We start from the raw sequence: 15,644 nt of genomic DNA, 5'->3' as shown, positions 1-15,644 counted from the left end.
GCATTGTCATTCCACTGAACCTCGTCTTATGAAAACCGTTCTGCACCCGGCCGACTCGCGGGGCCACGCCAACCACGGCTGGCTCGACTCCTACCACACCTTCAGCTTCGGCGGCTACCACGACCCGGCGCGCATGCACTTCGGGGCGCTGCGGGTGCTCAACGACGACACCGTGGCCGGCGGCCGGGGCTTCGGCGCCCACCCCCACGACAACATGGAAATCGTTAGCATTCCGCTCGAAGGCACGCTGGAACACCAGGACAATGCCGGCCACCACGGCCTCATCAGGCCCGGCGACGTGCAGGTGATGAGCGCGGGCACGGGCATCGCCCACAGCGAAAAAAACCACAGCTCGGCCGAGCAGGTGCGGTTTCTGCAGATCTGGCTTTTCCCCGACCAGCGCAACGTGGCCCCGCGCTACGACCAGCAGCACTTCGCCGCCGAGGGCCGGCACAACCAGTTTCAGCAGGTGCTGTCGCCCTCGCCCGACGATGCCGGCGTGTGGGTGCACCAGCAGGCCTGGTTTCACCGGGCCGATTTCGAGGCCGGTTTCGCTGCCGATTATCAGCTGAAAAAGTCGGGCAACGGCCTGTACGTGTTCGTGCTCGAAGGCGCGGCCACGGTAGCCGGCCAGCCCCTGCAGCGCCGCGACGGCCTGGGCCTCTGGGAAACCGAAACCGTCACCATCCACGCCGACTCGGCCACCCAGCTGCTGCTGATGGAAGTGCCGATGCTGTAAGCGCGGCCCTGTCTCTCAAATCAGAAACTATTCTCTTTCAACTGATGACCAACCAGACCGCCGCCAGCCGGCATGCCACTACCGATTTTGCCGTGCTCGATGTAATCCGGCAGCGCTGGAGCCCGCGCGCCTTTGCCGAGCAGCCGGTGCCCGAGCCGGCGCTGCAGCAGGTGTTTGAGGCCGCCGCCTGGGCCCCCAGCGCCATGAACGAGCAGCCCTGGCGCTACATCTACGCGCACCGCGAAGATGCCGCGGCCTTTCAGCAGCTCTTCGACTGCCTGCTGCCCGGCAACCAGCCCTGGGCCCGCCACGCGCCGGTGCTGGTGCTGGCGCTGACCAAAACTGATTTTGCCAACGGCACGCCCAACGCCGCCGCCCTCCACGACTTGGGCCTGGCCAACAGCCACCTCATTCTGGAAGCCACCGCCCTGGGCCTGCACGGCCACTTTATGGGCGGCTTCGACGCCGACAAGGCCCGGCAAACCTTCGGCCTGCCCGCCGACCTGCAGCCCGTGGTGATGCTGGCCCTGGGCTACCTGGGCCAGGCCGAGCAGTTGCAGGAGCCCTTCCTGAGCCGCGAGCAGGCCCCGCGCCAACGCCGGCCGGTAGCCTCGTTCGCGTTTGCGGGCCAGCTGCCCAACTGATTACCGGCCGGCTTCGTGGCCAGCTCATTCATAGATAAATTATATTTCTTATTGCGCATCTGCAAGCCCCGCCAGACCGGCGGGGCTTGCTTCGTTTATAAAAACCGGGCTTTAGCACCTTATAATAACATGAGGGCTAGATATTTATTCTCTCCGTTAGCGAATCCGGTGAAATCTGCCGTTTTTTGTGAACATATTCAGGTGAGTGGCTTTTGCGATGAGAGTACATATTTTGACGCTGGCGCTGAGCGCCCTGACAGTGGGTCGGAGTCTGGCCCAGTTACTGCCTTACCAGCTGCCGCCCCGCCCGCTCGTGGCTTTGGCCGACGCGCCGCCCATGCCGCGGGCCAGCTTCTCGCCCAACGGCGAATGGCTGATGCAGCTGGATATGTACGAGCGGCCCACGGTGTTCGACCAGAGCCAGCCCGAGCTGCGCCTGGCCGGGCTGCGCATCAATACCGTGGTGAATAGCGCCAGCCGTGCGGCCCAGGTGAAAGCCCTGCGGCTGCGGCGGCTGCCCAAAGGCCTGGAGCTGCTGGTGCAGGGGCTGCCGGCCAACGCCCGCATCAGCAACCTGCAATGGTCGCCCGATAACACCAAAATTGCCTTCACCCACAGCACCCGCGACCACCTGGAGCTGTGGATTGTGGACGTGCTGTCGGCTTCGGCCCGGCTGGTGCCCAACATCTTTTTGAACGGTGCGCTGGGCATGCCCTACGAGTGGATTTCCGACAGCAAGGGCCTCGTGGTGCGTGCCGTAGTTGGTGGCCGCGGCGCGGCGCCGGTGCCCGAGCCAACGGTGGCCGGCCGCCAGTACGAGCATCCCGTTAAAACCCCGCTGGCCGAGCAGATGCTGGGCTACTACGCGCTCAGCCAGGTAGTGCGCGTGGGCCTCGACAACCGCATGGCCCCGCTGGGCCAGCCCGGCCTGATTGCCCAGGCCTCCCCCTCGCCCGACGGCCGCTTTGTGCTGGTGCGCAGCTACCGCCGCCCCTACCCCACCACGCTGCCGCTCGAGCGTTTCCCGCAGCGGGTGCAGGTGCTGGCCATGGATGGGCTGCTGGACAAGCAGTTGGCCGAGTTGCCCGCCGTTGAAACCCTGCCAGCGGGCGCGGGCGCCGTACCAACCGGCCCGCGCGAGTTTGCCTGGCGCGAAGATGTGCCCAGCACCCTGTTCTGGGTAGAAGCCAAGGATGGCGGCGACCCCGCCCAGGCGGCCCCGGTGCGCGACCAGCTCCTGACGCTGGCCGCCCCCTTCGAGGAGCCGGGCCGCGAGCTGGCGGCGTTGCCGGCCCGCTTCAGGCGCATGTACTGGAGCAGCGACCAGCTGGCGCTAGTAGAAGCCACCCGCCTGCCCGACCAGAAGCAAATCGTCTGGCCGCTTGATCTGGCCACCAAAACGCTGCCGAAACCACTGCTGGAGTATTCGGTTCGGGACGCCTATACCCACCCCGGCACCCCAGTGCTGCAGCCCAATGCCCTGGGCCGGCCCGTGCTGCTCACCGACCGCACCGGCACCGGCGTGTACCTGTTTGGGGCCGGCGCCTCGGCCGAGGGCGACCGGCCTTTCGTGGATGAGCTGAACGTGCGGACCCGCGCCAAACAGCGCTGGTGGCGCTCGGAGGCGCCCTATTTCGAGCAGCCCGTTGCCATCCTCGACCCGGTGCGGCGCGTGTTCATCACGCGGCGCGAATCCGACCAGCAGGTGCCCAACTACTACCTGCGCACCGGCCCGAAACTGGTGGCCATCACGCAGTTTGCCGACCCCTACGCGGGCGCCCTGCCCCGGACCCAGCCCCTGCGCTACCTGCGCCCCGACGGCCGGCCGCTCGCGGCCACGCTCTACCTGCCCAGCGGCTACCAAACCAGCGACGGGCCGCTGCCCACCATTCTGGAAGCCAGCCCGGCCCTGTTTGCCGACAGCACCGGCGCCAGCCAGACCCGCGGCTCGCGCTATTTGTTTGCGCGCTACGAGTGGGGCTCGCCCCAATACTGGACTGCCCAGGGCTACGCCGTGCTGCAGGATGTAGTGCTGCCCCAGCCCCCCACCGACGGCACGAGTTCGGCCGATTATGTTCAGCGGCTGACCAAGGCCGCCGCCGCCGCGCTGGCCGAGGGTCGCCGCATGGGCTTCGTCGATACGGCCCGGGTGGTGGTGCTGGGCCAGGGCCCGGGCGCTTTCCTGGCCACTACGCTGCTGGCCGATTCGCGCCAGTTTAAGGCCGGCATTGCGCTGGCCGGCCTCCACAGCCAGCCTTTGCCCAACCGGCTGCCCGGCCAGGAGCAGCTGGTGGCCCCGCTCGCGCCGGCCGTGCGCTACACCGAAGCCCCGGCCGCGCCCTTCAGCCTATCCGACACGCTGCGCCGGCCGCTGCTGGTGCTGCCCGCCGGCTTCGACAACCTGCCTGCCAGCCTGGCCGCCCGCACCGAGCAGTTCTATGGCGAGCTGCAACGGCTGGGGGGCAAGAGCGTAAGGTACGCCGCGCTGCCCGGCGAAAACCACGGCTACACGGCCCGCGAGTCGCTGATGCAGCTGCTGGCCGAAGTCAATACCTGGCTCGACACCTACCTTAAGCCCGCCACGGCCGCGCAGCCGGCCACCGACCTGCCCACCACTTCCAAGGCCGACTAAGCCGCGCCCGTGCAACCCCGCGGCCGTAGCGGGTAGTATAGGGGCGTATGCTGTTGTTTGTTTATTCTGATTTTCCGGCCGCCATCCGCGCCGAGCTTGCCCGGCAGCTGCCCGCCGGCTTCGAGGTTCATTTTGCCACCGACCGCCACAGCTCCCGGCCACCCGCCGAGCTGCAAGCGGCCGATGTGCTGCTGGGCAACCCGCCGGCGGCCTGGCTTGCGCCGCTGCCGCCCCGGCTCCGGTTCTGGCAGATTGATTCGGCCGGCATCGACCAGTACCAGCAGTTGCGGCCGGATTTTGCGGTGGCCAACATGGGCGACCTGTTTGCCTGGCCCTGCGCCGAAACCATGGTAGCCGGGCTGCTGGCGCTGCTGCGCGGCATTCCGCAGCTGGCCGTGTGGCAGGCCGAGCGGCACTGGGAAGGCGGCGCGTTCCGGCAGCGGCTGGGGCTGCTGCGGGGCCGGCGGGTGCTGGTGCTGGGCCGCGGCAGCATCGGGCAGGCGGTGGCCGAGCAGCTCGGCGGCTTCGGGTGCGCGGTGCAGTTTGCGGCCCGCACCGACCCACAGGCCCAGCTACACACCCGCGCCGACGTGCTGGCCGCCCTGCCTGCTACCGACATCGTGGTGAACTGCCTGCCCGGCAGCGCCACCGGCTACGTGTCGGCCGAGCTGCTGGCCGCCCTGCCCGCGCACGCGCTCTACGCCAGCGTAGGCCGGGGCTCGACTACTGATGAGCCGGCTTTGCTGACTGCCCTGCAGGCCGGCCGCCTCGCCGGCGCCGTGCTCGACGTAACCGCGCAGGAGCCTCTGCCGGCCGATAACCCACTCTGGGACCTGCCCAACGTGCTGCTCACCCAGCACACCGGCGGCGGCTACCCCCAGGAACAGGCCGACAGGATGGGAGTATTTCTGCGCAACCTGGAGCGCTGGCAACAAGGCGAGCCGCTGGACAACGAGGTAACGCTGGGCCGCGGCTATTAGGCCCGAACTGGCCTGCCGGACGGGCGCTGCACAACCCGGGCGCGGGCTCCGGAGTAGGAAGAACGCAGCGTCTCACCTTCTGCTGACCTCCCGCTTATGGAAACCATCCGCACGTTTACTGCCGACTCCGAGCCGGCCCTGTGGGCGCAGGTAGCCGCCGATATGGCCCGCCAGCCCGACCTGTTCGACTACCGCGCCGACCTCTGCCAGCCGCCCTACTGCGTGCGCCTGGCGCTCGACATTGATTTGGGCGGCGGTTTCGAGGGCGGCTACGAGCTGACCACGCTCCGGGCCACCGTACCCGGCCAGCCCGCTCTGCGCTTCGCCCTGCACGAGCAGGACTGGGTGCACGAAATCGGTAAGCTGCTGGGCCTGCAGGACGTGGAGCTGGGCTATGCCGAGCTGGACCGCACCTTTATCATCACCACCAACGACGCCAACGCCCTGCGCCGGCTGCTGGCCGACCCTGCGGTGCATCAGGCCCTACTGCACCACCCCACGGCCCGCCTCACGCTGGCCCCCGACTCGGAGGCAGCCGATGCGCCGCTGCTGCTGGATTTCAGCGTGGAGCGGGCCGTGGTAGAGCCCGAGCAATTGCGGGAGCTGTACCAGTTGCTGCTGCGCCTGCTCCAGCAGCTGGCTCCGCAAACCACGGCCCCGGCGGGCTAACGCCTGGCCGGCCCCCGTTCTTTCGCAGCTCACATCCTGAGTGACAAACAAGCCGGCCCTGCCCCTATCCGTGCTGGATGGTGGCGGGGCCGGCTTGCTTGGTATTTAGGCTCAAGGCGGTTATTTGCCCGGAATGATGCCGGCAAAATATAGCACTACGGCAATGCAGAATACGCCCGGAATGAACAGCGCATACACCCACCAGGGCAGGCGTCCGGAGTTGTGCTTGGGGGGCCAGTTGGTTTGGTCTTTCATGGGGCGGGGCGGGTTAGTGAATGGATAAACCCAAGATAATCAAGCAACCATGAAGTTTAGATGAACCCCGCTACAGCACCAGCTGGTGGTAAAGCTGCTCCAGGGTAGCGGCTGGGTCGTGGCAGAGGCCGGGGTGCACGGGCGAGGTTTGCACGATGGTGCTGCGCGTGGCCGTCAGCCAGCGGAAGCGCGAGGCCACCGCAAACTGCCCGATGGGCCCGCCCTCGCGCCGGCCGGCGCAAATCCGCTCGAAAGCCCGCAGCCGGGCCCGCAGGTCGTCGAAATCCAGCTGGTGGGTAGGACCGGCAAAGGCCTGCAGGCGCGCTTCGGGCAGCTGGCAGCGGGTTTCGAGGAAGCCCTGGGAGGCGCAATACAGGATGACGCCCACATTCAGAAATTCTTCGCGCTCGACGCGGGGCACCACCCGCAGCACGGCATACTCAAACAAGTGCATGGCGGGCGGTTTCAGCTTCGGCAACGAAGGTGGCGGAATCGGCCAGGCGGGCCGTGATAAACTGCACGTACTGGGCCCGCTGCTCCTCGGGGCTCACATCGGGTTCCTGCAGCCAGTCGTCGGGCACCAGGGCCACCACGGCCTCGATAACTTCGGGCGTGAGGCGGGCGTGGCCCTCGGCATCGGCCCAGCGCAGCTCGGTGGCCTGGGGCAGCAGCACGTGGTCTTTTATTTGGGGGAAAGGCCGCGGTTTGGGCGCTGCCCAGCCGGCGCCGGCGTGGTGCACGTACAGGGCCGCGCCGTGGTCGATGAGCCACAGTTCGCGGTGCCACATGAGCAGGTTAGTGTTGCGGGCGGTGCGGTCCACGTTCAGCGTCAGCGAATCCAGCCACACGATAAGCGAGGCTAGCCGGGGTTCCACGTCGAGCAGCAGCGGGTCGAAGGTGGCGGCGCCGGCCAGGAAGTGCAGGCCCAGGTTGAGGCCGGTGCTGAAGCGCAGCAGGTCCTGGATTTCCTCGTCGGGCTCGGTGCGCCCAAAGGCCTCATCCAAATTGACAAATACCAGCTCGGGCATGCGCAAACCCAGCTGCCGGGCCAGCTCGCCCACTACCAGCTCGGCAATCAGCGCCTTCAGCCCCTGCCCCGCCCCGCGGAACTTGAGCACGTATAGAAAGCCATCGTCGGCCTCGACCAGCGCGGGCAGCGAGCCACCTTCGCGCAGCGGTACCACGTAGCGCGTTACCTCCACGGTACGCAAAGCAAGTTCGGGCATAGGTAATTTGATTGTAGGGCTTGAGAAGTTGCTCGTTTGCGGGCGCAAGAACGTCATTCAAATCATCCGTTATCACCTTTACTCCGCCGTCTTCACCAGCTGTCGGTGCAGCGTCCGGCCTTTTACTTCGGCCCGCAGCCAGTAGCTGCCGGCGGCCCAGCCGGCCGTGGAGAGCAGCAGGCTGCCATCGGGTCCGCGCCGGAAGGTGGCAGTCACGGCGCGCCCCGCCGCGTCGGTGATGCGCAGCTGGCCGGGCGCCAGGGGCCCCAGCGTGGAGCGCACGCTCATTTGGTTGCGCACCGGGTTGGGCGCTACCAGCAGCTCGGCCGAGTTGGCGCGGGCGCCAGAAGTGGCCGTAACCAATCCGCTCAGCTGGTAGCGGCGCAGAAACTGCCAGATTACCTGGCTGGCGTTGATGTCGCGGTTGGTAACGCCGATGTTGATGGGCGCGCCGGGCCAGGTGTGGCCGCCCCCGATGATGCGGTAGTGCTCGACCACGCTGCCGTTGCGGCCGCCGCCGAATACCTGCCGCTCGGCCGTGCTGCCGTCGGTAGTGTTGGTGTTGGGCACCTGGGTGATGACGGGCGTGGGGCTGCAGCCGTTGCGCCGGACCCAGGCCGCTACCAGCTCCGGAATGGGCACGAACGTGCCGTTGCCTTCGTAGGGCACGGTGCCGTCGGCGGTGCCGTGGATTTCGAGCACCGGCACCGGCTGCGTGGGCGTGCAGGCCGCGAGGTGGCTGGCCAGCATGCTGCCGGTTACCGAGGCAATGGCGGCAATGCGGCCGTTGAGCCGGCAGGCCAGCTCGTAGCTCATGAAACCGCCGTTGCTCATGCCGGTGCTGTACAGGCGCTGCGGATTGACGCGGTATTTGGCGCTGATGGAGTCGATGAGGGCACTTAGGAAGCCCACATCGTCGGGGCCGCCGGCAGCGTAGGGCAGAAACGTGTTCCAGAACCGCTGGCCGGTGGGGGCCACCGTGCCGTTGGGGTGCACTACCAGGAAATTGGCCGTGTCGGCAATGGCGCGGAAGTCGCCGTACTGCTCCTGCTCGGCGGCGTTGGAGCCGAAGCCGTGCAAGTTGAGCAGCAGCGGCACGGGCCGGGTGCCGTCGTAGGCCTTGGGCACGTAGAGGCGGTAGTCGCGCACGAGGCCGCCGAAGCGGATGGTACCGGTGAGGGTTTGCTGGGCAGGGGCCGAGGGCGCAAACGCGAGCAGCAGGCCGGCCAGCAGGAGTAGTGGGCGCATCATCATCATCATCATCATGGAAAAACGGAAAAGCAGCGGATGCCACGGCCGCGGACAGGGCTGCCAGGCAGCGGCTCTATGCTAGACGCGAAAACCCGCGCTATGTTTAGCCGTTGGTAGCAGTTACGCCGTTCCACCGCTTCTCCTACTCCTTCCTTCGCCTATGGCCCGCATCGTCACGCTCACGCTCAACCCCACCATCGACAAAAGCACCACCGCCGACCAGATTGTGCCCGACCATAAAATCCGCTGCGCCGCGCCCAAGTTCGAGCCCGGCGGCGGCGGCCTGAACGTGAGCCGGGCGCTGCGGCGGCTGGGCTCCGAGTCGGTGGCCGTGTTTCCGGTGGGTGGCCCCAGCGGCCAGCTGCTGCGCCAGCTACTGAGCGCGGAGCACATTGAGCAGCGGCCCATTGAAACCGAGGGCTGGACGCGCGAGAACTTCATTGTGGTGGATGCCTCCACCGGCCAGCAGTACCGCTTCGGCATGCCCGGGCCCACGTTGCGGGCCGAGGAGCAGCAGCAGGTGTTGCAAGTGCTGCGCGAATTCAGCGAGCTGCCCGAGTTTCTGGTTATCAGCGGTAGCCTGCCGCCCGGCGTCGAGCCCGAACTGCTGACCCGCATTGCCCAGGCCGCCCGCGAGATGGGCGTGAAAGTGGTGGCCGACACCTCGGGCCCGGCCCTGGAGGCGCTACTGAAAACGGGCGTGTACCTGGCCAAGCCCAACGTGGGCGAGCTTAGCCGGATGCAGGGCGTGGAGGAGCTCGACAGCCAGGCCGTTTCGGTGGCCGCCCGCCAGCTGGTAACCGACGGCCGCTGCGAAATCGTGGTGGTATCGATGGGGCCGCAGGGCGCCTGCGTGGTATCGGCCGAGGGCTGCGACTACATCCCCGCGCCCTCGGTAAAGAAGCGCAGCACTGTGGGTGCCGGCGACAGCATGGTGGCCGGTCTCGTGCACGGCCTCAGCGAGGGCCGCAGCCTGCGCGAAACGGCCCGTCTGGGCGTGGCCTGCGGCACGGCCGCCACCATGAACTCCGGCACCGAGCTATTCCGCCAAGCCGACGTGGAGCGGCTCTACCAATGGCTGCTGCAAACTATGCCGGTGGCGGTATAAGGAGGCTTTCGGCTTCTGCGCAGATTACTGTCAGGATAGCTTAATTTGTCCTCTGCCAGTGTCCGGCAGCCATTCGTTTCCAGCTAATTTCAACCTTCTATTGATGCCTCGTTTGCACCTGTTTGTGGCCTCGTTTTCCCTGATTGCGCTGACTTCCTGTTCAGACGGCGCTAAACCAGCGCCCATCACACTAGAAGGGCGCTGGAACCAGATTAGCCACGTCGAATTCCGGTATGATGCGCAAGGCAAGCTGCTACAGCGGCTTGAACTGCCCAACCCAATCGATACGCCTTACCTGATTATCACTAAAACGCAGATAGAAGAGCACGCCAATAGCATGGTCGCGGTCTTTCCTCGACACGACTATACCAGACAGCAGAACACCCTGCGCTACCCCGACGGCACCAATCTCGAAATTCAGGAACTGACTGCCGAAACCCTCACTCTACGCGGCCCGGACTCCGTACTCGCAACAGGCCCCCTGACAGAGCCACTTGGTAAAACCGTACCGGAGAAGCGCTACACCCGCTAGAACCAGTTCGCGGCTTTCATGTCGCTACACTCGGCACAGAAGTAACCTCTTCTTCATTGTAACAAGCAATCCATCCTTCCATGTCCTATCCCCCCAAAAAGCCCGAACTGCCCGCCTGGGTGTTTCTGGCGCTGCGTTTCGGCTCGGTGGCACTGGTAGCGGTGCTGGCGTACTTCGTAGTGCGCTGCCAATAATCTGTCCTCATGCCGCTGATTGACAAAGTAGCCTGGCTCCACCTGCACGAGGGCCGCGTACTGAGCACCCGTAGCCGGGGCAAAGACCGCTACTACCTGCCCGGCGGCAAGCGCGAACCGGGCGAAACCGACGCCGAAACGCTGCTGCGCGAAATCCGTGAGGAGCTGACGGTGGCCCTGGACCCGGCCAGCCTGCAGCCGCGCGGCGTGTTCACGGCCCCCGCCCACGGCCACGCGCCCGAGGTGCTGGTGCAAATGACCCTGTACGCCGCCACCTACACCGGCACGCTGCAGCCCGCCGCCGAAATCGAAGAAGTAGTCTGGCTCACCTACCGCCACCGCCCCCAGGTTTCGGCCGTCGACCAGCTGATTTTCGACTGGCTGCACGAGCGGGGAGAATTGGTGGAGTAGCCGCTCGGCAAACCAGCCGCCATAGCCCGGTCAGGCCGCCGCCCCGCCCGCTGCCTCCGCCGACTGGCGAAACGGGCACTTATGCGTAACTTGAGTTGTAGAGGCAGCACTGTATTACTTCGCAATTTAGCATTTGTCAATTATGACGACTACTCTCGTTCTAGAGCCTACCAACGATTCCGACTTACACTTACTGCTAAGTCTGGCGCAGCGGCTGGGCGTAAAAGCTACTGCCTCACCAGCAGCAAAGCTGTCGTTGGAGGAACGAGAGCGTCGGTTTATGGCTCTGTTTGGCGCGTGGAAATCGGAGGAAACAGGGGAGGAACTCAATAAGATGCTACGAGAATCCCGCCAGAGCAACCGCCCCGACATCGAGCTATGAGCGCCGGTTATTTGCTCGACACCAATATTTGCATCCACTTTCTACGGGGAGAATACCGACTCAATGAGCGGTTTGCCGCAATTGGTTTGACGCAATGTTTTGTGTCTGAAATTACCATCGCGGAGCTGCTGTTCTGGGCGGCCAACAGCGCCCTGGTGTGGCAGGCGCGCCAGCAGCAGCAAGTGGCGGAGTTTCGGGAGTTGTTTGCGGAGCAAGTACTACCCATTGGACCCGCCCTGGAAATCTTTGCCGACCACAAAGCGGCGTTGCGACGAAGCGGCCGGCCAATTGATGATTTTGATATTCTCATCGGCAGCACGGCGGTAGCCCACGGTTTCACGCTCGTCACGCGCAATACCCGCCACTTCGCCGGCCTCGCCAATCTGCCGCTGGAAAACTGGATTGATACTCCGTAACCGCTTCCCCACCCGGTGCCCCGCCGCTGAGGAAACTGGAGCTTCTGTTAAGCTTATGAGAATGCATCATTAACGTCATCCACGGCCAGTCCCGCATCCTCACCGAGGCCAACTACCTGTAGAAGTGGGCAGGGCTAGGCGCAACCCTCGGCCCGCGCTGAAGCTACTTAGTGAAACAGGAACTTCTTCTGGACTAAATTCCTGCTGTCATTTATAGCTACCGCTTGTCAAAAAAATGACACGACTCTTTAGGCGCGCATTATAGAAATTCCCTTAAAGCTATGCAAGGCTGACGTGTTCTAATAGCGTCTTCGGTCGAAAAGTGGACGAGTTTCATTTTCGTATTTCTCCTTGAAATTATCTTTGTTGAATATCTTATAAACATCTATTAAAAAGTTGATAATGAATGTTATAGTAATTGTAAAGCAAATCAGACCAGTAACTTGATTATGAAATAAGGGAATTTTAAACAGCAAAGTATACAATGGCATAATCAACCCAAACAGTAGTATAAATATTGTGTCTAAAGAAATTGACGAATAATTTTGAGGTGAAAGTTCAAATAATATTTTATGCATTTTATTAAGCATGTTTGATATTATTTGCTCATACTCCCCAGCTTGAGACATCACAAAGTTGGCTGGGTCTTTTAATGGCAATTTCGTTTTTTCTATAGAAAAAAACGGTATTAGCTTTTCCATAACTCCAATCCAATAAGTGGAGTGAAAGCTATAGCTCCGATTCAACGCTTGCCTTAAGTAGTTGTGCCTATCAAGAGAATACCAAATCATATTGCAGCAATAATGAATATATTGCAGCTTCTCATACGAATAGGTATATTCTGAGTATTTAGAAAAAAAGCTTATTCCACTGGGGAAGTCATAAGCAAAATCTCTAATGGCGCCATATAGCTCCATTCTGCCTATATTTTCTCCTTTGACCTTTCCTTCATTGGATAGGGAGTACAATTCTGAAAAAAATTCCGAAGATTCCTTGTACTCTTGAAAGCTTCGGCCTTTTAAGTAGGTAAACTGCAACGATGAAGAACTCTCGAACATATCAAAATCTCGGATATGATAAACGAAAGCGCGGAATGCAGCGACTCGCTTACAATCTTTATTGTACTCGTTAATAATTAATTGCCTTTCATTTGCCCTTTCGATAAAAAAGGGCATTAATATAGTGAGCATCAGCGCGGTAAAAATTCCGCTTATAGTTATTAACTGTTTATGGAGCTCGTCAATATCCTCAACAAATGGCTTATTTATGTTACAAAACAGAAACACTCCTACTGAGCTTAGGATGAGCATAAGAATTATAAGTATTCTGATGCCTCTACGTTGTAAAAATATTTGGACGAATATATTCATTGAAGTTTGTTGCTACTCATAAGAAGGATGGAATATCTGACAAAGTTGCGATTTTATTGGTCCAAATCAACTTTTTTCCCGCCAAAACGTCAGCAAAAGCCCTCTCGCACCCTGTTTGCTAGCCTCGTCGTAGAACTTCTCATACCCTGAAGTTCTCACCTAACGACGACTAGCCATGAACTTTAATAACTATACCATTAAGGCCCAGGAGGCCGTGCAGAAGGCCACCGAAATAGCCGGCGGCAACCAGCAGCAGGCTATTGAAACCGGCCACCTGCTCAAGGGCCTGTTCCAGAGCGACGAGAACGTGCTGTCGTTTCTGGCCAAGAAGCTGGGCGTGAACCTCAATGTCCTCACGCCCCGGCTCGATGACATCGTGGCCGCCTACCCGCGCGTGAGCGGCGGCTCGCCCTACCTGTCGAACGACGCCAACGCGGCCTTGCAGCGGGCCACCGGATACCTCAAGGAGTTCGGCGACGAGTACGTGTCGGTGGAGCACTTGCTGCTGGGGCTGCTCGGCGGCCGCGACAGCACTGCCACGCTGATGAAGGACGCCGGCTTCAACGAGAAGGATTTGAAAGCCGCCATCCAGGAGCTGCGCGGGGGCCGCAAGGTGACCAGCCAGTCGGCCGAAGACCAGTACCAGAGCCTCAACCGCTACGCCATCAACCTCAACGAGCGGGTGCGCACCGGCAACATGGACCCCGTGATTGGCCGCGACGAGGAAATCCGGCGGGTGCTCCAGATCTTGAGCCGGCGCACCAAGAACAACCCCGTGCTGCTGGGGGAGCCCGGCGTGGGCAAAACGGCCATCGTGGAGGGCCTGGCCCAGCGCATCGTGGCCGGCGACGTGCCCGAAAACCTGGCCGATAAGCTCGTGATGTCGCTCGATTTGGGTTTGCTGATTGCCGGCGCCAAATACAAGGGCGAGTTTGAGGAGCGCCTCAAGGCCGTTATCAAGGAGGTAACCGATGCCGAAGGGCAGATTATCCTGTTCATCGACGAGATTCATACCCTGATTGGGGCCGGTGCGGGCGGCGAGTCGGCGATGGACGCGGCCAACCTGCTGAAGCCCGCCCTGGCGCGGGGCGAGCTGCACGCCATCGGGGCCACCACGCTCAAGGAGTACCAGAAGTACATCGAGAAGGACAAGGCTCTGGAGCGCCGCTTCCAGGCCGTGATGGTGGATGAGCCGAGCGTGCCCGACGCCATCAGCATCATGCGCGGCATCAAGGAAAAGTACGAGCTGCACCACGGCGTACGCATCACCGACGACGCCGTAATTGCGGCCGTGGAGCTGAGCAACCGCTACATCACCGACCGTTTCCTGCCCGACAAGGCCATTGATTTGATGGACGAGGCGGCGGCCAAGCTACGTATCGAGCTGAACTCGATGCCGGTGGAGCTCGACGAGGTGCAGCGCCGCATGATGCAGCTCGAAATTGAGCGCGAGGCCATCCGGCGCGAAGAAAACCACGACCGCGAAGCGGTGCTCAACAAGGAGCTGGCCGACCTGAGCGAGCAGCGCGACTCGCTGAAGGCCCGCTGGGAGTCGGAGAAATCGGTGCTGACCAACATCCAGACCGAGAAGGAGAACATCGAGCGCTTCAAGCTGGAAGCCGACCAGGCCGAGCGCCAGGGCGACTACGGCCGCGTGGCCGAGCTGCGCTACGGCAAAATTCAGGAGGCGGAAGCCCGCCTGAAAACCCTGCAGGACGAGGCCGCCGCCAACAAGGACGGCGGGGCCATGCTCCAGGAAGTGGTGACCAGCGAGGATATTGCCGAGGTGGTGGCCAAGTGGACCGGCATTCCGGTAAGCAAGATGCTGCAGTCGGACCGGGAAAAGCTGCTGAATCTGGAGGGCGAGCTGGGCAAGCGCGTAGCCGGCCAGACGGAGGCCATTGCGGCCATTTCGGATGCCGTGCGCCGCTCCCGCGCCGGCCTCCAGGACCCCCGGCGGCCCATCGGCTCGTTTATTTTTCTGGGCACGACCGGCGTGGGCAAAACCGAGCTGGCCAAGGCCCTGGCCGAGTACCTGTTCAACGACGACAACGCACTGGTGCGCATCGACATGAGCGAGTACCAGGAGCGCCACGCCGTCTCGCGCCTCATTGGGGCGCCTCCCGGCTACGTGGGCTACGACGAGGGCGGCCAGCTCACGGAGGCCGTGCGCCGCAAGCCTTACTCGGTGATTCTGCTCGACGAAATCGAGAAGGCCCACCCCGACGTGTTCAACATCCTGCTGCAGGTGCTCGACGACGGCCGCCTCACCGACAACAAGGGCCGGGTGGCCAACTTCAAGAATACCATCATCATCATGACCTCCAACACCGGGGCCGACATCATCCAGCGCAACTTCAAGAACCTGGACGAGCAGGACCCCGAGGAAGTGGAGGCCATCATCGACCGCACCCGCGACGCGGTGGTGGAGCGCCTACGGGAGCACATGCGCCCCGAGTTCCTCAACCGCATCGACGAAATCGTCATGTTCCAGCCCCTGAGCCGGAAGGAGATTCGCCAAATCGTGAACATCCAGTTCAAGCAGATTCAGCAGCGCCTCGACGAAGCCGGCATTCGCCTGGAGGCCACCGACGAGGTACTTGACTACCTGGGCGAAGCCGGGTTCGACCCGCAGTTCGGCGCCCGCCCGCTCAAGCGCGTGCTGCAACGGCAGGTGCTCAACGAGCTGAGTAAGGAAATCCTCAGCGGCCACGTCAGCAAGGACGCCGTGGTGGAAGCCGTGCTCGAAGACGGCGGCATCCGCTTCGTGAACGTGGAGCTGCCGGCCGTGGAGTAGTTGTAAGTTGAGTTGAAAACAGGGAGCCCCGCCGGTGT

15 protein-coding genes are annotated in these 15,644 nt (G+C 62.8%); 10 read left to right on the top strand and 5 right to left on the bottom strand.

Going from position 1 to position 15,644, the window contains the following annotated elements; translation table 11 throughout:
* Positions 1–28: 28 nt before the first annotated feature.
* The 5 genes from H145_RS0107170 (at position 29) to H145_RS22625 (ending at position 5,664) form a co-directional block, all read left to right on the top strand.
* Entirely contained in the window at positions 29–739 is a 711-nt protein-coding gene (locus tag H145_RS0107170; RefSeq protein WP_019947463.1) for a pirin family protein, read from the top strand.
* Positions 740–783: 44 nt separating this feature from the next.
* Positions 784–1,383, top strand: coding sequence for a nitroreductase family protein (locus H145_RS20340; RefSeq protein ID WP_019947462.1), 600 nt, complete (start codon positions 784–786; stop codon positions 1,381–1,383).
* A 217-nt stretch (positions 1,384–1,600) separates the two neighbouring features.
* Positions 1,601–4,015, top strand: a complete 2,415-nt coding sequence (locus H145_RS0107160; RefSeq protein WP_071595139.1) for a S9 family peptidase — start codon at positions 1,601–1,603, stop codon at positions 4,013–4,015.
* A 47-nt stretch (positions 4,016–4,062) separates the two neighbouring features.
* Positions 4,063–4,995, top strand: a complete 933-nt coding sequence (locus H145_RS0107155) for a D-2-hydroxyacid dehydrogenase (protein ID WP_019947460.1) — start codon at positions 4,063–4,065, stop codon at positions 4,993–4,995.
* 96 nt (positions 4,996–5,091) lie between these two features.
* Positions 5,092–5,664: a hypothetical protein gene (locus H145_RS22625; protein ID WP_019947459.1), complete on the top strand. Its 573-nt coding sequence runs from the start codon at positions 5,092–5,094 to the stop codon at positions 5,662–5,664.
* 120 nt (positions 5,665–5,784) lie between these two features.
* Here H145_RS22625 and H145_RS24870 read toward each other — a convergent pair whose 3' ends face one another.
* The 4 genes from H145_RS24870 to H145_RS20330 form a co-directional block, all read right to left on the bottom strand.
* Positions 5,785–5,919 carry a hypothetical protein gene (locus tag H145_RS24870; RefSeq protein ID WP_019947458.1) on the bottom strand — a complete coding sequence of 45 codons (135 nt, stop codon included), beginning with the start codon at positions 5,917–5,919 and terminating at the stop codon, positions 5,785–5,787.
* A 70-nt stretch (positions 5,920–5,989) separates the two neighbouring features.
* Positions 5,990–6,373: a DUF3037 domain-containing protein gene (locus H145_RS0107140; protein WP_019947457.1), complete on the bottom strand. Its 384-nt coding sequence runs from the start codon at positions 6,371–6,373 to the stop codon at positions 5,990–5,992.
* Positions 6,360–7,145 carry a HipA family kinase gene (locus H145_RS0107135; RefSeq protein WP_019947456.1) on the bottom strand — a complete coding sequence of 262 codons (786 nt, stop codon included), beginning with the start codon at positions 7,143–7,145 and terminating at the stop codon, positions 6,360–6,362. The genes H145_RS0107140 and H145_RS0107135 overlap by 14 nt, the downstream gene beginning before the upstream one ends.
* Before the next feature lie 78 nt (positions 7,146–7,223).
* Positions 7,224–8,393, bottom strand: coding sequence for an extracellular catalytic domain type 1 short-chain-length polyhydroxyalkanoate depolymerase (locus tag H145_RS20330; protein ID WP_169513169.1), 1,170 nt, complete (start codon positions 8,391–8,393; stop codon positions 7,224–7,226).
* Positions 8,394–8,556: 163 nt separating this feature from the next.
* On the opposite strand from H145_RS20330, the gene H145_RS0107125 reads away from it, so the two are divergent.
* From H145_RS0107125 to H145_RS0107100, 4 genes are all read left to right on the top strand, one after another.
* The gene (locus tag H145_RS0107125) at positions 8,557–9,504 is read left to right on the top strand and encodes a 1-phosphofructokinase family hexose kinase (RefSeq protein ID WP_019947454.1); all 948 of its coding nucleotides are present in this window, start codon (positions 8,557–8,559) and stop codon (positions 9,502–9,504) included.
* A gap of 103 nt (positions 9,505–9,607) precedes the next feature.
* Positions 9,608–10,036: a hypothetical protein gene (locus H145_RS0107120; RefSeq protein ID WP_019947453.1), complete on the top strand. Its 429-nt coding sequence runs from the start codon at positions 9,608–9,610 to the stop codon at positions 10,034–10,036.
* 203 nt (positions 10,037–10,239) lie between these two features.
* A complete protein-coding gene (locus H145_RS0107110) occupies positions 10,240–10,641 on the top strand; it encodes an NUDIX hydrolase (RefSeq protein ID WP_019947451.1) in 402 nt (133 codons plus the stop codon).
* A 378-nt stretch (positions 10,642–11,019) separates the two neighbouring features.
* Entirely contained in the window at positions 11,020–11,439 is a 420-nt protein-coding gene (locus tag H145_RS0107100; protein ID WP_026351319.1) for a type II toxin-antitoxin system VapC family toxin, read from the top strand.
* A gap of 299 nt (positions 11,440–11,738) precedes the next feature.
* Here the strand turns inward: H145_RS0107100 and H145_RS0107095 are convergent, their stop codons facing one another.
* On the bottom strand, positions 11,739–12,749 hold the full coding sequence (locus H145_RS0107095; RefSeq protein ID WP_157541318.1) for a hypothetical protein: 1,011 nt from the start codon (positions 12,747–12,749) through the stop codon (positions 11,739–11,741).
* 235 nt (positions 12,750–12,984) lie between these two features.
* On the opposite strand from H145_RS0107095, the gene clpB reads away from it, so the two are divergent.
* Positions 12,985–15,606 carry an ATP-dependent chaperone ClpB gene (gene clpB / locus H145_RS0107090; protein ID WP_019947447.1) on the top strand — a complete coding sequence of 874 codons (2,622 nt, stop codon included), beginning with the start codon at positions 12,985–12,987 and terminating at the stop codon, positions 15,604–15,606.
* Positions 15,607–15,644 lie beyond the last annotated feature (38 nt).

This window comes from Hymenobacter aerophilus DSM 13606, from assembly GCF_000382225.1.
Classification (GTDB): domain Bacteria; phylum Bacteroidota; class Bacteroidia; order Cytophagales; family Hymenobacteraceae; genus Hymenobacter; species Hymenobacter aerophilus.
Note: the sequence above shows the minus strand (reverse complement) of the source record. Positions and strands in the feature narration are given on the sequence as shown.